The following is a 19,562-nucleotide window of genomic DNA, read 5'->3' as shown; positions in this document are numbered from 1 at the left end:
CACAGGATCGCGGGCCTTTTTTCATCGTGCCCTGGCGGGGCTCAGCAGGGCCTGAACGGCTTGCCCTCGAAGGCCTTGCCGCCCATGGACTCGACCTGGCTGCGCAGCGCGGGCGTGGCCTGGGGCAGGCGCAGCGTGTAGAGGGTGATGTCGGGGCGCTCCTGCACCACGCGGGCCGTGCGCACGCCCTGGCGCGCAACGTTGGTTAGCTCGCGCGTGGCCGCTTCCTCGGAGGAGAAGCGGCCCAGCGACAGGCCCGGCTCCAGCGCGCCGCCTGCGCGGTCGAAGTCGATCTTGCGTGCACGCAGTTCCGCGCGCTTGCGCTCCAGGAACTCGGCATCGGGGAATTTGCCCATGTAGACCATCCAGCGGCCCGGCTGGTGCGTGCTGCTCAGGTCCCACTGGTCGCTGGCGACCTGGGCGACGAGGCCGCGGCGCAGCGCCTCGGCATGGCGGTCTTCGATGCCCGTGGCCACCAGGCAGCTGGTGGGCTGGCCCGCGGCTTTCTCGGGGCGAGCCGGTGCGGCGGGTTCCTCGCCACTGGCAGGGGCAGCAGGTGCTGCGGGTGCCGCAGGGGATGCAGGGGATGCAGGAGCCGTGGCCGGGGTGGCCGAGGAGGGGGCTGGCGCGTTGTCCACACTCAGCAGGCTCAGCGCCTCCGGGCGCACCTGCTGGCCCAGGCGCTCGGGCTCGGTCTGGGATGGCGGTGCCAGGCCCAGGGCCTGGAGCTGGCCGTGGTTCCAGAGGTAGTAGCCGGCATTGGCCAGCACCAGCAGCAGGAAGGCGATTCGCAGCATGTCGTTTCTTGGGCCCTAGTGATGAGTCACCCGCCCTAGCCTACAGCAGCCGGGCGCACGCTGATTTCCGAGCTGGTGATGGCCTGCAGGCCGCGCGCCGTGCGTACCAGCAGCGCGCCATCGGGGCCCACGCCCTCGGCCGTGCCGCTTTCGCCATCGCTGAGATTGACGGCGCGGCCACGCAGCAGGTCGCGCTGGGCAAAGCGCTCCACCAGCGGCGCAAAGCCCTGGGCGGCAAAGGTCTGGATGTCGGAGACCAGGCCCGGCAGCACGCAGGCCAGGGCGGTGGGCGCGTCCAGGCGCTCGTCCAGCTCCAGCAGGCTGGCCGGGGGCGTGCGCATGCCGTCGCCGGGGCGCGGGCGCACGTTCAGGCCGATGCCCACGACCACGTAGCGCGGCGTGCCGGGTTCATGCGCGGCGCTGCCGACAAAGCTGGCCGTCTCGATCAGGATGCCGCCGAGCTTGCGGTCGCCGTCGATCCACAGGTCGTTGGGCCATTTGAGGCCGATGCGCGGGCGCTGCGAGCCCGGGGCCGGCAATTGCGGCTGCAGGCTCTGCGCCACGCTCAGCCCCACGGCCAGGGACAGGCCGGACCAGTCGGCAGGCGCCAGCGGCATGCCCAGCGAGAAGGTCAGCGAATCGCCCACGCCGCTGGTCCACTGGCGGCCCAGCCGGCCTCGGCCGGCGGTCTGCACTTCGGTCACCAGCAGCACGGGTTCGTTGCGGCCATCGCGGGCACGCGCCATCAACTCGGTATTGGTCGAGCCGATGCTGGGCACGATCTCCACGGAAAAGCCCGGCAGTCGCGGCTCGATGGCCTGCCACAGCGATTCCGCAGGCCAGTGAATGGGGGACGATGCCATCATGCGCCGGCCTTTGTGGAGGATTTGCGGGATTTTTTCCTTGGCTTTTGGGAGGCCTTTTCCAAGGGCTTTTCCAAGGGCTTTTCCAAAGGCTTTTCCGCTTTGACCTGCTGCTTTTTGGCCCGCTTTGTCTTTTCAGATTGTTCCGATGCCGGCTTTGCGCTGGCCGGCAATGCATCGCCGGGCATGGGCGGGCGCCAGCCGCGCTTGGGCGCCAGCAGCGTGCCGCGGCAGGTGGCCGCGCCGCACCAGCATGGATACTCGGCCTTCAGCTTCCTGGTGTAGGGTTCGTCGATGATCAGGCCGTAGTCGTAGCTCAACTCCTCGCCGGCGGCGATGTTGCGCAGCGCGACGATGAAAATCCGGCCATCGCGCTCATCGGTGTAGCAATTGGGAGCGCAGCTGTGGTTGATCCAGCGCGACGAGTTGCCGCCGTAGTTGGCGTCGATCACGCGGTCTTCGTCCACGTGGAAGTAGAAGGTATGGTTGGGCTGGCTGGGGTCGTGCGGATGCCGGTCCTGGGCTTCCTGCCAGCTGACGATTTCCCCTACGTACTCGACAAGGACCTCGCCTTCGGCAAGATCCTGCGCGGCGAAGACGCCCTTGCCATGGACACCCGAGCGGCGGGTCTGGATACGGCGGCCGCCGGAAGGGGCCAAAGCTGTGCGGGGCATGTTTTCTCTGATAACTTGAATAGGCACACATGCGCGTGCGCGTACACGTACGTACACGCGTGAGCCATGGATTGTAGAAGCGCAGGCTGCGACATGCAGGTCCTGCGGGGAATGACGAGTACACACAATGACAAAGACCCTGGTGATTGCTGAGAAGCCTTCGGTCGCGCAGGACATCGTCCGCGCGTTGACTCCGGTGGCGGGCAAATTCGACAAGCACGATGAATACTTCGAGAGCGAGCACTACGTCGTGACCAGCGCCGTGGGCCACCTGGTGGAAATCCAGGCGCCCGAGGAGTTCGACGTCAAGCGCGGCAAATGGAGTTTTGCCAACCTGCCGGTGATTCCGCCGTATTTCGACCTCAAGCCCGTGGACAAGACCAAGAGCCGGCTCAATGCCGTGGTCAAGCTGGCCAAGCGCAAGGATGTCACCGAACTCATCAACGCCTGCGACGCGGGCCGCGAGGGTGAGCTGATCTTCCGCTTGATCGAGCAGTACGCCGCAGGCGCCAAGCCCGACGGCAAGGGCCTGGGCAAGCCGGTCAAGCGCCTGTGGCTGCAGTCCATGACGCCGCAGGCCATCCGCGACGGCTTCCAGAACCTGCGCAGCGACGCGCAGATGCTGGGCCTGGCCAGCGCCGCGCGCAGCCGCTCCGAGGCCGACTGGCTGGTGGGCATCAACGGCACGCGCGCCATGACGGCCTTCAATTCTCGCGATGGCGGCTTCTTCCTGACCACCGTGGGCCGCGTGCAGACGCCCACGCTGTCCCTGGTGGTGGAGCGCGAGGAAAAGATCCGCAAGTTCGTGAGCCGCGACTACTGGGAAGTGCATGCCGCCTTCGATGCGCAGGCCGGGCAGTACCTGGGCAAGTGGTTCGATCCCCAATGGAAGAAGAGCGAGGATGCGGAAGCCCGCGCCGACCGCATCTGGAACCAGCGCGACGCCCAGGCCATTGCCGACGCCGTGCGCGGCAAGCCGGCCCAGGTCACCGAGGAGTCCAAGCCCACGTCCCAGGCCAGCCCGCTGCTGTTCGACCTGACCAGCCTGCAGCGCGAGGCCAACGGCAAGTTCGGCTTCTCGGCCAAGACCACGCTGTCGCTGGCGCAAAGCCTGTACGAGCGCCACAAGGCCCTGACCTACCCGCGTACCGACTCGCGTGCCCTGCCCGAGGACTACGTGCCCGTGGCGCACCAGACCTTCGCCATGCTGGCCGGCAGTGGCATGCGCCACCTGGCGCCCTTTGCCCAGCAGGCGCTGGACGAGAACTATGTGCGCCCGACCAAGCGCATCTTCGACAACAGCAAGGTGTCGGATCACTTTGCCATCATCCCGACCACGCAGGCGCCCAGCGGCCTGTCCGAGGCCGAGCAAAAGCTCTATGACCTCGTCGTGCGCCGCTTCATGGCCGTGTTCTTCCCCAGCGCCGAGCACCAGGTGACCACGCGCATCAGCAAGGTCGAGCAGCACAGCTTCAAGACCGAGGGCAAGATCCTGGTCAAGCCCGGCTGGCTGGCCATCTACGGCAAAGAAGCCGCCAACGAGGTCGAAGGCGGCAAGGACGGCGACAAGGGCCAGCCTCTGGTCGCGGTGCAGCCCGGCGAGCAGCCGCGCGCCGGCCAGGTCGATCCCAAGGGCCTCAAGACCAAGCCGCCCGCGCGCTACTCCGAAGCCACGCTGCTGGGCGCCATGGAAAGCGCCGGCAAGCAGGTCGAGGACGACGAGCTGCGCGAGGCCATGCAGGAAAAGGGCCTGGGCACGCCTGCCACGCGCGCGGCCATCATCGAAGGCCTGCTGACCGAAAAGTACATGCTGCGCGAAGGCCGCGAGCTGATTCCCACGGCCAAGGCCTTCCAGCTCATGACCCTGCTGCGCGGCCTGGGCGTGGAAGAACTCTCGCGCGCCGACCTCACCGGCGAATGGGAGTACAAGCTGGCGCAGATGGAAAAGGGCCAGCTCTCGCGCGATGCCTTCATGCAGCAGATCCAGTCCATGACGGAAAAGCTGGTCAAGAAGGCCAAGGAATACGACCGGGACACCGTGCCCGGCGACTACGCCACCCTGTCCACGCCTTGCCCCAACTGCGGCGGCGTGGTCAAGGAGAACTACCGCCGCTACGGCTGCACGGGCAGCGACGGACAGGGCGCAGGCTGCGGCTTCTCGTTCACCAAGTCGCCTGCAGGCCGCACCTTCGAGACGGCCGAGGCCGAGCAACTGCTGCGCGACCGCCGACTGGGCCCGCTGGACGGCTTTCGCTCCAAGGCCGGCTGGCCCTTCGTGGCCGAGGTCACCATCGTGCACGATGAGGAAGGCGGCAACTACAAGCTCGAGTTCGACTTCGGCGACGACGCCGCCTCCGAAGACACGGGCGAGCTGGTGGACTTTGCCAGCCAGCAATCGCTGGGCCCCTGCCCCAAGTGCGGCGCGCCGGTCTTCGAGCACGGCAGCAACTACGTCTGCGCCAAGGCCGTGCCCACGCTGGCCCAGGCCACGCCCAGCTGCGATTTCAAGAGCGGCCAGATCATCCTGCAGCAGCCCATAGAGCGCGAGCAGATGCAAAAGCTGCTGCAGACCGGCAAGACCGACCTGCTGGACAAGTTCGTCTCCAACCGCACGCGCCGCAGCTTCAAGGCCTTCCTGGTCTGGGATGGCGCGGCCGGCAAGGTGAACTTCGAGTTCGAGCAGCGCGACAGCAAGTACCCGCCGCGCAAGACGGCGGCCGCCAAGAGCGCGCCGGCCAAGAAGGCGCCTGCCAAGAAAGCTGCAGCCAAGACCACGGCAAAGACGGCCACCAAGACCGCCACCAAGACCGCGCGCAAGCCGGCTGCCGGCACGCTGCAGCCCAGCGCGGCCCTGGCCGCCGTCATCGGCGAAGGCACGGTGGCGCGTACCGAAGTGGTCAAGAAGCTGTGGGAATACGTCAAGGCCCAGAACCTGCAGGACCCCAAGGACAAGCGCGTCATCCGCGCCGACGACAAGCTGCGCCCCGTCTTCGGCAAGGACAGCGTGAACATGTTCGAGCTGGCCGGCATCGTGGGCAAGCATCTGGCGTAAGGCGCCTGCCTGACCTGATCCTGCGACCCGCTTCTGCACCTTGCCGGAGCGGGTCGCCGGCCTGACACGGGGACAACACATGCTTGGGCTAATCTAGCGGGCATGGATACCGAAATGCTCACCCCGGCAGCGGCTGCCGCCGCTGCTTCCTCCCCGGCGCCCTCGCGCTCCATCCGCCTGGACGGCGCCTCCAACTTCCGAGACCTCGGTGGCTACACGGGCCTGGATGGCCGGCGCGTGCGCTGGCGCACGCTGTTCCGTGCCGACCACCTGGCTGGCCTCAGCGCAGCGGACCTGGACGTGCTGCAGGGCCTGAAGCTCGCGCGCAGCGCGGACTTCCGGGGCAAGATGGAAAGCGCCCACCTGGCCTACGAATGGCCGGGCATTGCCCGCCATGCGCTCATCGTCGAGCCCACCGTGGTGCAGCGCGCCAGCGCCCTGATCGCCGCAGGCAACGACCTCACGGCCGCCCATGCCGAGGAGCTGATGCAGGACACCTACCGCAGCTTCGTGCACGACTACGCGCCACGCTTTGCACAGCTGTTCCAACTGCTGCTGGACAGCCAGGACCCGCTGGTCTTCCACTGCACGGCCGGCAAGGACCGCACGGGCTGGGCCGCCGCCCTGCTGCTCACCGCGCTGGGCGTGGACGAGGACACCGTGATGCAGGACTACCTGCTGACCAACCAGCTCTACCAGCGCCCCGCCACCACCTTCGCTCCCATGCCGGCCGAGGTGATGGATGTGCTGTGGCGCGTGCAGGCGTCCTACCTGGCGGCGGCCACCGACATGGTGCGGGCCGACTTCGGTGGAATGCAGGGGTATCTGCGGGATGCGCTGGGCATCGACAGCGCTGCACGCGAGCGGCTGGCTGCGCTTTACCTGGAAGGTTGATTACCTTCGCTCACGGGGCGGCGGGTTGGCGCGGCTAACATGGGCTGTGCCGGTCGGTTGTGCCGGAGATGAAGGAGATTGCGATGAAGTACGGCATGCGTGGGCTGGCCGCGATGGTGCTGGTGGCCTTGAGTGTGGGGCTGGCTGGCTGTGCGGGCGGCGTGCCTGGGGATGTTTCGGGGAGCCAGGCGTCCAGTGGCAGTGGGGTGACGGTGTTTGGGACTGTGGATGCCAATGTGAGTCATACGCGGACTTCGCGGTGACTCTTTGTGCTTTGATTCTTTCGCTGGATTTGTCCCTGCCGGGTGGTTGTTTTTCGAGGCCGGGTTTCGGCCCGGCGGCCGACCTACTTTCTTATCGCGCGATAAGAAAGTAGGCAAAGAAGCGCGCCCGCACTGCCCACGACCCTTCGCTTCGCTGCGGGCGACCTGCGTTGGGCGGGATGCGGGGTGCGCCGTGAAACTCGTTGCGCGCTGCGCGCTTCACTCAAACATCACGGCGAGCTAGACAACGAAGCAGCCCTGTCCTTCGGCAGGGCTGCCACCCCGCATCCCGCCCAACGCAGGCGTGGGCAGAAGGGGGGAGGCTGGGGAACAGCCAACAGCCAACAGCCAACAGCCAACAGCCAACAGCCAACAGCCAACAGCCAACAGCCAACAGCCAACAGCCAACAGCCAACAGCCAACAGCCAACCGGGTCAGGGCTGGATCGGCGTGATCACCACGCCGGTGCCTGCGGGGGCGTCTTCGCCGCCGGGCAGGGCGGGTGTGGCGAGGGGGGCTTCCTGCACTGCGCGCTGGTCCGTGGGGCCCAGCGTGCCCTGGGTGAGTGGGATGCTGGGTGCGGGCAGGGCGGGGGTGCTTTCTATGATTTCCTCGCCGGGCGACAGGCCCGGGCCGGGTGGCTCCGTGGGCTCGGGTGCGGGTTCTGGAGCCGGTGCTGGCTCCGGGGTGGTGGGTTGGCCGGGCTGTGCGGGCGGCGGCTGGTCAGGCCACCAGTCCTGCATGCGTTCGCGCAGGCGGCCGACCATGTCGGACCACCAGTGGCTTTGTTCGGGCGGCTCGAAGCGGGCCTTGGCGTCGATGACGGGGCTGCGCAGGGCGCGGGACATGAAGTCTCCCACCATGGGCAGGGCGCTGCGCGAGCCCTGGCCCCAGCGGTCGCTGCGCAGGGTGATGCGCGGGTCGTTGAAGCCTGCCCAGGCGCCGGTGACGATTTCCGGGTGCATGAGGATGAACCAGCCGTCGGCATTGCCCTGGGTGGTGCCGGTCTTGCCGGCCACGTCTGCGTGGATGCCGTAGCGCTGGCGCACGGCCACGGCCGTGCCTTTGTCCACCACGGCGCGCAGCATGTCCACCAGGGCGTAGGCGTGGTCTTCGTCCAGCGCGCGCTCGGGTTTGGGCGGGCTGAATTCGGCAATGACTTTGCCCTCGGCGTCCTCGATGCGCGTGACCATCATGGGCGGCAGCCAGCGGCCACCGTGGGCCAGGCTGGCATAGGCGTTGACCATTTCCAGCAGCGACACCGGGCTGCTGCCCAGGGCCAGGGCGGGTACTTCGTCCAGCGGGCTCTGGCGCACGCCCAGGGCGCGCGCCAGGCGTGCCACGCGGGCGGGGCCCACGGACTGCATGACTTCGGCGGTGATGGTGTTCTTGGAGTAGGCCAGGGCGTCGCGCAGCGTCATCTCGCGGCCCGTGGGTGGCGTGGCGTCGGTGGGGCGCCAGACTTCGCCGCCGGGCAGCTTGATTTCCACGGGGCCGTCCACGCGCTTGTCGTCGGGGGTGGCGCCCTGCTGCAGCGCGGCGCCATAGACAAAGGGCTTGAAGGTCGATCCGGGCTGTCGCCGTGCCTGCTGCACATGGTCGTAGGCGTCCTGCGTGAAGTCGCGGCTGCCCACCCAGGCCAGCACTTCGGAGGTGGCCGGGTTCAGCGCCACAAAGCCTGCCTGCACGCGCGTCTTGTCCTCGCGCAGCTGCTTCATGAAGGCCTTGTCGGCCAGCAGGGCCTTGAGGGTGTCTTCCTCGCTGTCCTTGTCCGTTGCCTTGTCCTTGCCTTGGCCGTCCGCGCGTTTGCGCGCCGCGCGCCAGGCGGGGGTCTCCCGCACCAGCTGTTGCACCAGCGGGTTGGCGGCATTCCAGCCGTCGCGCTGGCTCCAGGCGCCGTTGGCCACGCCCTGCAGCGTGCGCGTCTGGCGCGCCACGGCCTGGTTGGCCCAGTTCTGCAGGCGCGAGTCGATGGTGGTGTGCACCACCAGGCCGTCGGTGTAGATGTTGTAGTCGTTGCGGTCGGCCCAGTCGATCAGCCATTTGCGCAGCTGCTGCGCGAAGTGGGGCGCCATGCCCAGGGGCTCTTCCTGGCGCTCGAAGTTGATGCGCATGGGGCGCTTCTTGAGCTGGGCGAACTCGGCCTCCTGCAGCACGCCGCGCTTGACCATTTGCGACAGCACCGTGTTGCGGCGGTACAGCGCGCGGTCGGGGTTGAGCACGGGGTTGTAGTAGCTCGTGCCCTTGAGCATGCCCACCAGCGTGGCGCTTTCCAGCACCGTCAGCCGCGCGGCCGGTTTGTCGAAATAGGTGCGCGCCGCCATCTCTATGCCGAAGGCGTTGTAGAGGAAGGGCACGGTGTTCAGATAGGTCTCGAGGATCTCGTCCTTGGTGTAGAGCGCCTCGATCTTGAAGGCCGTGATCGCCTCCTTGAGCTTGCGGTTGAGCGTGGGCGCGCGGCCGATTTCGGTCGGGTACAGGTTGCGTGCGAGCTGCTGGGTGAGGGTGGAGCCGCCCTGCGGATCGCCGCGCAGCGTGTGCACCACCGAGCCCAGCGTGCGGCGCCAGTCCATGCCGTGGTGCTCGTAGAAGCGGTGGTCCTCCGTGGCGATCAGCGCCTTGATCACCGAGGGCGACATCTCGTCGAGCTTCACCCACTGCCGGTTGCTGCGCTTGAACTGCGCGAGCTGCTTGCCATCCGCGCTCATGATCTGGGCGGGCTGCTCCAGCTTGGCCTTGCGTATGTCGCGGATGCCGGGCGTGAACGGGATCAGGGCCAGCACATAGAGCGCGAACAGCAGCGGCAGCGCGGCGGCGAACAGCAGCCATTCGCGCCGCGTGGGCCAGCGGTGCCACCAGGGCAGGGCCGCCACGCGCTGGCCGATGCGGCTGGCCAGCAGCCTTTGCCAGGCTGCGAGCACAGCGTCGGGCAGCTTCAATTCATTGAAAGAAAAGCGCATATTGCAAGACGGCCCTGATGACAGGACATCAGGGCCGATAGGGCGGGACCATTCCGCGAAGCCGAGAGAATGCCCAAAAAAACGGCACCCCGCTCGCGCGGGGTGCCTTGCCTATGGGCCAAGCCCCGGTATTGTCGGGCTGGCGGGTACTGGCGGGAAGTGCTTATTTCTCCAGCCAGTCGGACAGCTCGTCCGCATGTTCCTGCTCCTGCTCCAGGATGGATTCGATCAGCCGACGCGTGGTCGGGTCCTTGTCGCCGATCAGGTCGATCATCTGGCTGTAGGCCTCGATGGCCACGCGCTCGGCGATCAGGTTGGTGCGGATCATGGCCTTCAGGTCCATCTCGCCGTTGTAGTCGGCATGGCTGCGCTGGGTCAGCGTCTGGGGGTTGAAGTCGGGCTCGCCGCCCAACTGCACGATGCGCTGGGCCAGCTTGTCGGCGTGGGCCATTTCCTCGTTGGCATGGACCAGGAACTCGTCGGCAATGGCGGGCGAAGCCAGGCCCACGGCCGTGAAGTGGTGGCGCTTGTAGCGCATCACGCACACCAGCTCGGTGGCCAGCGAGTCATTGAGCAGCTTGATGATGTCCTCGCGCCAGGGTCCGAAGTGCGGGGTCACGGCGCCATCGTCCAGGCTGTGCTTGGCGGCCTCCAGGGCCTTGGGGTCCAGCGCCAGGTGGCCGTTGCCGGCGTTGGATTTGGCTTGCTTCGTGGGGGTGCTGTTGGGGTTCATACGTGGTCTCTTCATCGTGGGACGGAAACTACGGCAGGCATGCGCCTATGCGGCTTGTAAACACCTGCCAGCGAAACGGGACCAGGCGGGCCGATGTGCCCGCCTGTTGCCTTCCAAGGTAAGTTTTTGGTCGCCTGCTGTCTGTGAGACAAGTCCGCATCCCCATGCCCGGCCAGCGCGCCCCTGGGTGTCCCGGCGCTACCATGGGCGCTCCACTCCAGGAGCACCCGCATGAATGACACCGCCGCCGCGCCCCGCTCGGCCTACGACTTCGAGGCCACCTCCATCACGGGCCAGGCCGTCCCCCTGTCGGACTACCGCGGCAAGGTGCTGCTCATCGTCAACACCGCCAGCGCCTGCGGCTTCACGCCGCAGTACGCGGGCCTGCAGGCGCTGCATGAGCAGTACGGCGGGCGCGGCCTGGTGGTGCTGGGCTTCCCGTGCAACCAGTTCGGTTCCCAGGAAAAGGGCAGCGAATCGGAAATCGCCAGTTTCTGCGACCTGAACTTTGGCGTGCGCTTTCCGCTCATGGGCAAGATCGACGTCAACGGCGCCAACGCCCACCCGCTGTACCGCTGGCTCACGGCCGAGGCGCCGGGCGTGCTCGGCACCAAGGCCATCAAGTGGAACTTCACCAAATTCCTCGTTGGCCGCGACGGCCAGGTCATCCGCCGCTATGCGCCGCAGGATGCGCCGGCCAAGCTGTCCACGGACATCGAGGCCGCGCTGGCGCTTTGATGCGCGTTGATGCGCGCTGATCGCGCCTGTCCATCAGGGTTTCACGCAGGGCCGGCAGCGCGGGCCGGCCGCACGCCATGGTTAGCATGCTCCTTGACATCACAACAAGGAGACAACACCCGTGAAAGCCTTCCGCCGCACCGCCCTCGCCCTGCTCACTGCCTGCACCTTGCCCATGATTGCTACCAGCGCCGCCGCCCAGGAAAAGCCCGTGGTCCAGTTCATTGCCACGGGCGGCACCATCGCCATGAAGATCGACCCGGTCAAGAACGCGCCCGTGCCCGCGATCTCGGGCGACGACCTGCTGGCCACCGTGCCCGACGTGGGCAAGTACGCGCGCATCCAGGTCAACAACCTGTCCAACGTGCCCTCCGACTACATGGACCCGGCCCGCTGGGTGCAGCTCACCCAGGCCGTACAGGCCGCGCTGGCCCGCCCTGAGGTGGCTGGCGCCATCGTCTCGCACGGCACGGACACGCTGGAGGAAACCGCCTTCTGGCTGGACCTGACCGTGCAGTCGTCCAAGCCCGTCGTGCTCATCGGCGCGCAGCGCAATGCCTCGGTGTCCGACTTCGACGGGCCGCGCAACCTGCTCAACGCCGTGCGCATCGCCGTGGACCCCAAGGCGCGCGACAAGGGCGCCATGCTGGCCATGAACAACCAGATCAACGCCGCGCGCTACGTCACCAAGACACACACGGCCAACGTGGAGACCTTCCGTTCGGGTGAATTCGGCTTTCTGGGCGAGGTCTACCCGGACCGCGTCAGCTTCGCCTCCGCCCCCGCGCGCCGCCAGCACCTGCCCATCCAGGCGCAGACCATGCCCGAGGTGGAAATCTTCCCCATGTACGGCGGCGCCAACGGCCAGGCCGTGCGCCAAGCGGTGGACCGTGGCGTCAAGGGCATCGTCATCGACGCCCTGGGCATGGGCAACATGAACGTCGCCATGCTCGATGCCGCCAAGTACGCCATCGGCAAGAACGTGCCCGTGGTCGTCAGCACGCGCGTGCACAACGGGCGCGTCATGCCCAGCTACGGCTTCGAGGGCGGCGGCAAGACCTCGTTCGAGGCCGGCGCCGTCATGGCCGACGATCTGCGCGCGCCCAAGGCGCGGATCCTGCTGATGCTGGCGCTGCAGTCCGGCGTGACGGGGCAGAAGGACCTGCAGGCAGTATTCGATCGATAGTTCGACCGACAGGCCGCCGCAACCCTGCCGCGCAGGCCCTGGCCTTGCGCGGCATTTCTGGCGGGGCACCGAGGTGGCACACTGGCAGCCTCATATGCCAACCAGGGCGCACCATGCAGGATGACGATCTCGAGTACGTGGGCTTCTGGGCCCGTACCGGCGCCGCGCTGATCGACACCGTGATCCTGCTCGTGCTCATGCTTCCGGCCCTGATCTCCATCTATGGCTGGGAATACCTGGAATCCGAAAAACTGCTGCACGGCCCGGCCGATTTCGTCATCTCCTGGGTGCTGCCTGCCATTGCCGTCGTCATCTTCTGGATCAAGAAACAGGCCACGCCGGGCAAGATGCTCATCGCCGCCAGGATCGTGGACGCGCAGACCGGCGCGGACATGAGCACACGGCAGGCCATCATTCGCTACCTGGCCTACTTCGTGTCCATCATCCCGCTGTGCCTGGGGCTGATCTGGGTGGCCTTTGACCCGCGCAAGCAAGGCTGGCACGACAAGATTGCGGGCACCGTGGTGGTCAGGCCCAAGCACCGGGGGGTGCAGCCGGTGAAGTTCCGCTGATATCCACATCGCACTGCTCCAGCGCGCTGGCCGTTTGTGCCTCGGCCTGCTTCAACGCCTTCGGGCTGTCTGCCAGGTTGCGGGCAAGGCCCGCCCCGTGGCTCAATCCTCTTCCAACCCCGGCTCGTCCACCACGAAGCCCGAGCCGTCCTCGTCGCAGAACACGCATTGCTGCAAGAAGCTGTCCATGCTGCTGGCGTGGAACCAGATCAGGCCCTGGTCTTCGTCGCAAAGTATGTCGGTCTGCTCGTCCACGCTGGCGGCGGCAAAGCCGCTCAGTTCCATTTCTTCGAGGAACTGCTCCAGGTCCTCGCAGCCTGCAAACAGCTCATGGTCCAGGCTGCCGATGCGGCCCTTGAAGGCGCCGTGCAGCACTTCCACGAAGGGGTTGCCGCCAGGGTCATGGCCAATGACCATGAAGTGCGCGGCAAACAGGTTCTCGCGCTGGTGGTCCTCCACGTCGCAGTGCTCCGAGCCTGCGCGGAAGTGGTGCAGGGTGCGCAGCCAGGCGTGGTTGTCGCCGGTCTCGTCGTCGGCCTGCAGGTAGTCCTCGCGGTCGGGCTCCGCTTCGAGCCGGTCGAAGTCCAGGCCGTTCTGCGTGATCAGGAACTGCGCGTAGGCGTCGGAGAAGCCTTGCGCGGCCTGGTAGTCGCGCACCGCCTGGGCGTCGGGCAGGGACAGGCCGAAGGGATTGGGAAAGCGCACTTGCATGGAGCGGTCCTTGAAAAGGAGTGAACGGCGGCCAGGCAGGCCGTGCCCGCAGGATGGTGCAGGCGTTGGGCGGCAGTTTGGTGACAGTTCCGTATTGAGCTGCAGCCTGCGAGCAGAGCAGTGGCGCGCAATGACTTCCCGTATGCGCGTTGAGCCCAGACCTGCCTGCTCACAGATTGCACAGGTCTCAGACGTATCCGAAAGCACTCATGGAGGCAAGTACCCGTCCACCAGCGCTTGCACCACGTCCGCTTGCAGTACATCTCGCCTGCGCTTGATGGCCTCTCGCTCGCGCAGGCCGGCCATCCATCGCTTGAACGCGACGAAGGTTGCCGGGTGGACGGTATGCATGCGCGCCATGGCTCCATTGCTGGCGACGATGACGGCTGAAAACGGTGGCGCATCCAGCAGCACGTTGGCACGCCTGGCCTGGGCCACCCAGAAGTCTTCCTCGGCGTCGCTGAGTTTGATGGGGTGGGGATCGTTTGCCACACGTTCGCGACGGATGATGTCCACTTCAAAACCGTCTTTGTTGACGGCCGTGTAGAGCTGGCTTTTGCGCAGGCGGAACGTGCTGTCCACCTTCTTCAGTACGCCGAGCATGGAGCTGTCTACGCGGGCGAGTTGCGTGGCAAATTGCAGCCGCTTGCGGGTATCCCACAACAGGTCCATGTCGCGCGTGGCCAGGGCATCTGCCTGTAGCCGCAAGCCGGCTGCCGCCTCGTAGGCGTAAAGCGCATGCGTTCCTACCACGCGAAAGTGCGGACTCAGCCCGGTGATCGACAGACGGTTGAGCAGCTCCACCACCAGCGGGTCCACCCTGCCTACGCGCAGCGCGCGATTCAGTCGCTGGTGCTGGGCCAATGCGGCCTTGAGCCCGGCCAAACGCTCGGCGCTTTCCTGCTTGCGCTGCATGAAGCGTTCATAGATGGCTTCGGTTTCCGGCGTGCGAAGACCGAGGCTGGTTTCGGCGCCCGCAGGCGTGGTGCGGATCAGGTAGCTGGATTGAGGAGACGACGCCGGACCCGCATGCCAATACATGCCACCGCGTACTTGAGCCCCTTCATCCCGGGCTTCTTCCAGGGCTTCGAAGGTGGATACGGCGTCTATGTACTGGCGGGCCGCTGATGGCTGGAGGTCTTGCATTTCGGTATTTTTTCGAGAATTTCTCTTTTATACCGAAATTCTTTTAAAAACAACAGCCTAAGAGATTTTGAAACGCTTCGGATCACGAAGAAACCACCAACCTCGAATGCCCCACGCCACCGCCTTTCTCCACCCGCACCTGCACGGCGATGCGCTCCTTGAGCGCCTCCACGTGGCTGATGATGCCGATCATCTTGCCGCTGTCGTTGAGCCGGTCGAGTGCGTCGAGCGCGATCTCCAGCGTGTCGGCATCGAGCGTGCCGAAGCCTTCGTCGAGGAACAGGGAGTCGATGGAGGTCTTGTGGCTGACCAGGTCCGACAGGGCCAGTGCCAGGGCCAGGCTGACGAGGAAGGCTTCGCCCCCCGATAGCGTGCGCGTGTCGCGCGGGGTGTCGCCCTGCCAGCTGTCGACGATGTCCAGTTCCAGCTCGCCCTCGGGCTTGCGGCGCAGCAGGTAACGGCCGTGCAGGCGCGCCAGGTGGAGGTTGGCCAGGTGCAGCAGGTGGTCCAGGGTGAGGCCCTGGGCGAAGCGCCGGTATTTGTCGCCCTTGGCCGAGCCGATGAGGCCGTCCAGGTGCTGCCACAGGTCGCTGTCGCTGGCCTGGGTGGCGATGTGCTCGAACAGGGCCTGCTGGCCCTGGCGGCGGCGCTGGTCGTCGGCCAGCTGGGCGCGGGCGCCGCCCAGCTGTTCGCTGAGTGTCGTATGGCGCTCCTGCAGTGTTTGCAGCAGCGCCTGGATGGCTTCGGGTGCCAGGTCGGTCAGGGCCTGGGCCTGCAGATCCGCGTGCTCGCGCTGCGCGGCTTCCAGCAGGGTGGCCGCGCGCTGTTGTGCCGCCTGCAGTTGCTGGCGCAGCGAGACCAGGCGCTGGCGTTCGGGTGCGGGCAGCAGGGCCTGCAGGAAGGCGGGCTCGTCAGCAAAGGGACTGGTGCGCAGGGCGGCCTGCCATGCGGATTCGGCCTGGGCCGCTTCCTCGCGCTGGCGGGCCAGCGTGGCCTGGGCCTGTTGCTGCTGGCCTTGCAGGGCATCCTGCTGGCGCGTGAGAGCGGCGATGTCACTGGCGCATTCGGCCAGGGCCTGCGGCAGCTGTTCCACGGGCGGCAAGGGCAGGGAAGGCGGCTCTGCCACAGCCGTATCGGCGGGATGGGGCTGCGCCGTTCTCTGCGCCTCCCACTGCGCCTCCCACTGTGTTTCCCACTGTTTTTTCCAGCGCTGCGCATCGGCCTCGGCAGCCTCACATTCCTTGCGCTGCAAGGCCATGGATTGGGCCAGTTGCTGCAGGTCGTGCCGGGCCTGTTGCCAGTGCTGCCATTCGGCTTCGCGCGCGTCAAGCCAGGGCTGGGCGTCGTCGGGCAGGGTGTGGCCGGCCTCGCCGAGTGAGGCCTGCAACTGCGCGTTCAGCGCCTGGGCTTCGGCCTGCAGGCCGGCGATGGATTGCTGCAGTTCTTCGCGGCGTGCGCTGTGGTCGGCCAGGGCCTGCTGCTGCAGCGCAAGCTGGCCTTGCGCGGTCTGCAGTGACTGGCGGCTGTGCTGGGCGGCGTCCTTGGCCTGTTGCACGGCCTGCTCGCCTTGCTCGGCGGCCTGCACGGCGCGTTTGAGCGTGTCCAGCTGGCGGGCGCAGGCCTGGGCCGATGCGGCGAGGGTGTCGGCCTGTTGCCAACTGTCTGGCGCGAGTTGCAGGGGTTGCGTGAGGCCCTGCCATGTGTCGTGCCAGCGTGCGATGTCTTGTTCCAGCTCGTCGGCCTGGCGCTGGCGCGCCGCCTGCGCGGCCGTGGTGGCGGCCAGCGTGGCGCGGGCGGTTTCGCCCTGGGTTTGCAGGGCGTCGAGTTCATCCTGCTTGCGGCGCAGCGCGGCTTCGGTGGCCGAGGCGTCCAGCGCTTCGTAGGCGGCCACGGCCGGGTGCTCGTGCGCGCCGCACAGCGGGCAGGGCTGGCCGGGCTGCAGGGCGTGGCGGTGCTCGGACAGGCTTTGGATGCGCTGCTCCTGGAGGAGCAGGGTCTGCTTGTCCGCGACCTGTTCCTTGACGCTCTTGTACTGCTGCCGCAGGGCTTGCAGCGATGTGTCCTGCGCCCGCGCCTGTGCCTCTCCATCGCGCAATTCCTGCTCCAGCGCAGCTTGCTGGCGCGCAAGTTCGCGGCGCTGCGCGGCCTGGGTTTCTGCCTGGCGCCACAGGTGCAGGCGGTCCTGCTCTGCCTGCTCGCGGGCGCGCAGCTCGGCCATGCCGCCGCTGCCTTGAAGGCGCTGCGCCTGTTCGTCCTGCGCGTGCTGAAGTGCGGCGCTGGCGCGGGCCTGGGCGTCGGTGGCGGCCTGGACCTGGGCCGCGCCGGCTTCGGCGCTTTGCGCCATGCGGGCCTGTTCGGCATCCAGCTTGCGCAGGGCCTGCTGCTGGCTGGCCGCTTGCTGTTGTTGGCTGGCGCGCAGCTTGAACTGCTGGCGCCAGCTGCCCAGGCGCTCGCCCAGCAGGGCATGGGCGGCATGGTGGGTGCAGAACTGTTCCAGCGTTTGGTGCTCGGCCTGCTGGCGGGCCAGGGTGTCTTGCGCGGCCTGGGCCAGGCGGGCGGACAGGGCCTGGGCATGGCGGTGCTGCAGCAGCAGGCGGGCCTGGGTCTGCTGTTCGTGCTCGCGCAGTTGCTGCAGTTGCTGGCGGCTGTCATCGCAGGCGGCGGTGCTGCGCTGCCAGGCCTGGTGCAGCGGCTGCAGCGCCTGCGCGGGCTCGTCATGGGCCAGGCTTTCCAGTTCGGGCGTGGCCTGCTCCAGTGCCTGGGCGGCGTCTGCGCAGCCGGTGCGGGCGGCCTGCAGTGTCTGGGTGGCCTGGGCCAGTTGCTGCTGCCATTGGTGCTGGGCCTGGGTGCGCAGGTAGTCGGCCTGCAGCGCGGCCTGCTCCGTCACCAGGCTGTCGGCCTGGGCCTGCAGGGCATCGCGCGCCTCGGGCGTCAGCAACTCCACGCCATCGGCCTGGGCCTTGAGCTGGTCCAGGCGCTGGCGCGCATCGCGGGCGCGTTCGAAGACTTTCTGCGAGATGAGGCCGTAGATCTCGGTGCCTGTCAGCTCTTCCAGCAGGCCGGCGCGCTCATTGGCATTGGCTTGCAGAAAAGCCGCAAAGCCGCCCTGGGCCAGCAGCATGGACTTGGTGAAGCGCTCGAAGTCCAGGCCGGTGATGGCGGCGGTCTGCTCCAGCTTGTCGCGCGTCTGGCTGCTGAGAATGCTGCCGTCGCCACGGGCCAGTTCCACCTTGGGCGCCTGCAGCGCGCCATCGAGCCTGTCGCGTGCGCGGCGCTGGCTCCAGAAGGCGCGGTAGACCTGCCCCTTGACCTCGAATTCGACCTCGGCCAGGCAGTCGGCCGTGTGGCGCGTCATGAGGTCGTTGGCCGATGCCGAGATGTTGTTCAGCCTGGGTGTCTGGTGGTACAGCGCCAGGCAGATGGCATCGAGCAGGGTGGACTTGCCCGCGCCTGTGGCCCCGGTGATGGCGAACAGGCCGTTGCCCGCGAACGGTGCCTGCGTGAAGTCGATGCGCCATTCGCCCTTGAGCGAGTTGAGGTTCTTGAGCCGCAGCGTAAGGATCTTCATGCGCGGGCCTCCTCGCCGTGTTCGCCGGCGCCTGGCTGGGGCGCATCAAGCCCGGCCACCACTTCCTGGTAGCGCCGGGTAAGGGCCCGGGCCAGACCGGGCTCCAGTGTTTCCAGCGCCAGGCGGCGCTCGAAGACGTCGGCGGGGCTGATCTCGTGCAGCGACTCGCCAGCGGCGGCGGCCATGCCGGCCACCGCCCGGCCGCGCTGGCGCCGCACGCGCAGCAGTTCCACGGGCAGCTCATCGGCCAGGGCCTGCACGCGGTCGGTGAGCTGGGGCAGGTAGTCGTCCTGCTCCACCACCACCTCCAACCACACGGGCCGTGCAGGGCTGCCGGCCTGGGCGGTGGCGCGCATCAGATCCGTCAATGCGGTCAGGCTGCCTGCCACCGATGCCATGGGCTGAAAGCAGGGCACGGGCAGCGGCGTGACGGCCTGCAGCCCTTCGGGGCCCAGGTCCACCAGCAGCATCTGCTTGGACTGGCGGGCCTCGTCAAAGCTCAGCGCAATGGGCGAGCCGCTGTAGCGGATGTGCTCCAGGCCGCCCACTTTCTGCGGCTGGTGGATGTGGCCCAGCGCCACGTAGTCGGCGGGCGGAAAGGCCGAGGTGGGGAAGGCGTCCAGCGATCCCACGTAGATCTCGCGCACGGACTCGCTGCTGCTGGCGCCCACGGTGGTGAGATGGCCCGTGGCGATGATGGGCAGGCGCTGGCCGGATGCGGCGGCCAGCGCGTCACGGCGTGCCATGGCGGCGTCGTGCACGCTGCGGTAGCAGGACTCGATGGCGGCCTGCAGCGCCTGCTGCTTTTGCTCGGCGCTTTGGCCGGGCTGGCTCAGCACCAGGTCGCGCGGGCGCATGAAGGGCAGGGCGCAGACGATGCAGCCGGGCGCGGCCGGCTGCCCCGGCCGGCGCCGCAGCGGCAGCTCGACCACGTGGCTGGCCGTCTCGCCCACGGCGGCAACCACGGTGGTGTCCAGGCAGGCCAGCAGCTCGCGGTTCTCTGCCAGCGTGGCCACGGAGTCGTGGTTGCCGCCCAGCAGCAACAGGGCCACGCCCGCCGCATGCAGGCGCACCACCAGCTGGCTGTACAGCTCGCGCGCATAGCTGGGCGGCGCGCCGGTGTCGAAGATATCGCCCGCGATGAGCACGGCATCGACCGCCTGGGCATCGACCTGCTCCAGCAGCCAGTCGATGAGCGCAGCGTGCTCGGCCTGGCGGCTCTTGCCCATGAAGTGCTGGCCCAGGTGCCAGTCGGAAGTGTGAAGAAGGCGCATGGTTTCGGTATCGCGGTATCGGTGCAATGTCCGCCGGCTGTGGCGGGGGCGACAGTATGGTCGCTGGCGCGCATGGGTGACAGCAGGACGGCGGGCCGCAGCTAACATCCCGGTTCGCATCAACCAAGGAG

Annotated in this window: 14 protein-coding genes; 5 read left to right on the top strand and 9 right to left on the bottom strand. The window is 67.6% G+C overall.

Annotated features, from left to right (window positions below; all coding sequences use genetic code 11):
- Positions 1-41: 41 nt before the first annotated feature.
- From IB269_RS14300 to IB269_RS14290, 3 genes are read right to left on the bottom strand one after another with little or no spacing between them, the layout of a single operon-like run.
- On the bottom strand, positions 42-797 hold the full coding sequence (locus tag IB269_RS14300) for an SPOR domain-containing protein (protein ID WP_192367434.1): 756 nt from the start codon (positions 795-797) through the stop codon (positions 42-44).
- A gap of 35 nt (positions 798-832) precedes the next feature.
- Positions 833-1,663: a biotin--[acetyl-CoA-carboxylase] ligase gene (locus tag IB269_RS14295; RefSeq protein ID WP_192367433.1), complete on the bottom strand. Its 831-nt coding sequence runs from the start codon at positions 1,661-1,663 to the stop codon at positions 833-835.
- Entirely contained in the window at positions 1,660-2,334 is a 675-nt protein-coding gene (locus IB269_RS14290; RefSeq protein WP_192367544.1) for an SET domain-containing protein, read from the bottom strand. The genes IB269_RS14295 and IB269_RS14290 overlap by 4 nt, the downstream gene beginning before the upstream one ends.
- Positions 2,335-2,461: 127 nt before the next feature.
- Between IB269_RS14290 and IB269_RS14285 the strand changes: the two genes are divergently transcribed.
- Together IB269_RS14285 and IB269_RS14280 are read left to right on the top strand one after the other, a co-directional pair.
- Complete coding sequence (locus IB269_RS14285; RefSeq protein ID WP_043825380.1) at positions 2,462-5,386, top strand: DNA topoisomerase III; 2,925 nt, start codon at positions 2,462-2,464, stop codon at positions 5,384-5,386.
- A 114-nt stretch (positions 5,387-5,500) separates the two neighbouring features.
- Positions 5,501-6,280 carry a tyrosine-protein phosphatase gene (locus IB269_RS14280; protein WP_043825450.1) on the top strand — a complete coding sequence of 260 codons (780 nt, stop codon included), beginning with the start codon at positions 5,501-5,503 and terminating at the stop codon, positions 6,278-6,280.
- A gap of 697 nt (positions 6,281-6,977) precedes the next feature.
- On the opposite strand, the gene IB269_RS14275 is transcribed toward IB269_RS14280, so the two are convergent.
- Together IB269_RS14275 and IB269_RS14270 are read right to left on the bottom strand one after the other, a co-directional pair.
- A complete protein-coding gene (locus tag IB269_RS14275) occupies positions 6,978-9,503 on the bottom strand; it encodes a penicillin-binding protein 1A (protein WP_192367432.1) in 2,526 nt (841 codons plus the stop codon).
- A 163-nt stretch (positions 9,504-9,666) separates the two neighbouring features.
- Positions 9,667-10,236 carry a ferritin-like domain-containing protein gene (locus IB269_RS14270; protein ID WP_013804567.1) on the bottom strand — a complete coding sequence of 190 codons (570 nt, stop codon included), beginning with the start codon at positions 10,234-10,236 and terminating at the stop codon, positions 9,667-9,669.
- A gap of 231 nt (positions 10,237-10,467) precedes the next feature.
- On the opposite strand from IB269_RS14270, the gene IB269_RS14265 reads away from it, so the two are divergent.
- The 3 genes from IB269_RS14265 to IB269_RS14255 all read left to right on the top strand — a co-directional run bounded on the left by IB269_RS14265 (position 10,468) and on the right by IB269_RS14255 (position 12,732).
- Complete coding sequence (locus tag IB269_RS14265; protein WP_180318300.1) at positions 10,468-10,974, top strand: glutathione peroxidase; 507 nt, start codon at positions 10,468-10,470, stop codon at positions 10,972-10,974.
- A 121-nt stretch (positions 10,975-11,095) separates the two neighbouring features.
- Positions 11,096-12,160: an asparaginase gene (locus IB269_RS14260; protein WP_192367431.1), complete on the top strand. Its 1,065-nt coding sequence runs from the start codon at positions 11,096-11,098 to the stop codon at positions 12,158-12,160.
- 113 nt (positions 12,161-12,273) lie between these two features.
- Entirely contained in the window at positions 12,274-12,732 is a 459-nt protein-coding gene (locus tag IB269_RS14255) for an RDD family protein (protein ID WP_012202823.1), read from the top strand.
- Between the two features lie 102 nt (positions 12,733-12,834).
- Here the strand turns inward: IB269_RS14255 and IB269_RS14250 are convergent, their stop codons facing one another.
- The 4 genes from IB269_RS14250 to sbcD all read right to left on the bottom strand — a co-directional run bounded on the left by IB269_RS14250 (position 12,835) and on the right by sbcD (position 19,431).
- Positions 12,835-13,443, bottom strand: a complete 609-nt coding sequence (locus IB269_RS14250) for a hypothetical protein (RefSeq protein WP_192367430.1) — start codon at positions 13,441-13,443, stop codon at positions 12,835-12,837.
- A gap of 207 nt (positions 13,444-13,650) precedes the next feature.
- Complete coding sequence (locus tag IB269_RS14245) at positions 13,651-14,589, bottom strand: GSU2403 family nucleotidyltransferase fold protein (RefSeq protein WP_192367429.1); 939 nt, start codon at positions 14,587-14,589, stop codon at positions 13,651-13,653.
- An 82-nt stretch (positions 14,590-14,671) separates the two neighbouring features.
- A complete protein-coding gene (locus IB269_RS14240; RefSeq protein ID WP_192367428.1) occupies positions 14,672-18,157 on the bottom strand; it encodes an AAA family ATPase in 3,486 nt (1,161 codons plus the stop codon).
- On the bottom strand, positions 18,154-19,431 hold the full coding sequence (gene sbcD / locus IB269_RS14235; RefSeq protein WP_065346845.1) for an exonuclease subunit SbcD: 1,278 nt from the start codon (positions 19,429-19,431) through the stop codon (positions 18,154-18,156). Before sbcD ends, IB269_RS14240 begins: the two co-directional genes overlap by 4 nt.
- Positions 19,432-19,562: the final 131 nt, after the last annotated feature.

This window comes from Delftia sp. DLF01, from assembly GCF_014852125.1.
GTDB lineage: Bacteria > Pseudomonadota > Gammaproteobacteria > Burkholderiales > Burkholderiaceae_C > Comamonas > Comamonas acidovorans.
Note: the sequence above shows the minus strand (reverse complement) of the source record. Positions and strands in the feature narration are given on the sequence as shown.

What these genes read in the sequence shown, in the direction of transcription:
- IB269_RS14300 (WP_192367434.1), bottom strand. Translation starts at nt 797, where the DNA reads ATGCTGCGAATCGCCTTCCTGCTGCTGGTGCTGGCCAATGCCGGCTAC.
- IB269_RS14295 (WP_192367433.1), bottom strand. Translation starts at nt 1,663, where the DNA reads ATGATGGCATCGTCCCCCATTCACTGGCCTGCGGAATCGCTGTGGCAG.
- IB269_RS14290 (WP_192367544.1), bottom strand. Translation starts at nt 2,334, where the DNA reads ATGCCCCGCACAGCTTTGGCCCCTTCCGGCGGCCGCCGTATCCAGACC.
- IB269_RS14285 (WP_043825380.1), top strand. Translation starts at nt 2,462, where the DNA reads ATGACAAAGACCCTGGTGATTGCTGAGAAGCCTTCGGTCGCGCAGGAC.
- IB269_RS14280 (WP_043825450.1), top strand. Translation starts at nt 5,501, where the DNA reads ATGCTCACCCCGGCAGCGGCTGCCGCCGCTGCTTCCTCCCCGGCGCCC.
- IB269_RS14275 (WP_192367432.1), bottom strand. Translation starts at nt 9,503, where the DNA reads ATGCGCTTTTCTTTCAATGAATTGAAGCTGCCCGACGCTGTGCTCGCA.
- IB269_RS14270 (WP_013804567.1), bottom strand. Translation starts at nt 10,236, where the DNA reads ATGAACCCCAACAGCACCCCCACGAAGCAAGCCAAATCCAACGCCGGC.
- IB269_RS14265 (WP_180318300.1), top strand. Translation starts at nt 10,468, where the DNA reads ATGAATGACACCGCCGCCGCGCCCCGCTCGGCCTACGACTTCGAGGCC.
- IB269_RS14255 (WP_012202823.1), top strand. Translation starts at nt 12,274, where the DNA reads ATGCAGGATGACGATCTCGAGTACGTGGGCTTCTGGGCCCGTACCGGC.
- IB269_RS14250 (WP_192367430.1), bottom strand. Translation starts at nt 13,443, where the DNA reads ATGCAAGTGCGCTTTCCCAATCCCTTCGGCCTGTCCCTGCCCGACGCC.
- IB269_RS14245 (WP_192367429.1), bottom strand. Translation starts at nt 14,589, where the DNA reads ATGCAAGACCTCCAGCCATCAGCGGCCCGCCAGTACATAGACGCCGTA.
- IB269_RS14240 (WP_192367428.1), bottom strand. Translation starts at nt 18,157, where the DNA reads ATGAAGATCCTTACGCTGCGGCTCAAGAACCTCAACTCGCTCAAGGGC.
- sbcD (WP_065346845.1), bottom strand. Translation starts at nt 19,431, where the DNA reads ATGCGCCTTCTTCACACTTCCGACTGGCACCTGGGCCAGCACTTCATG.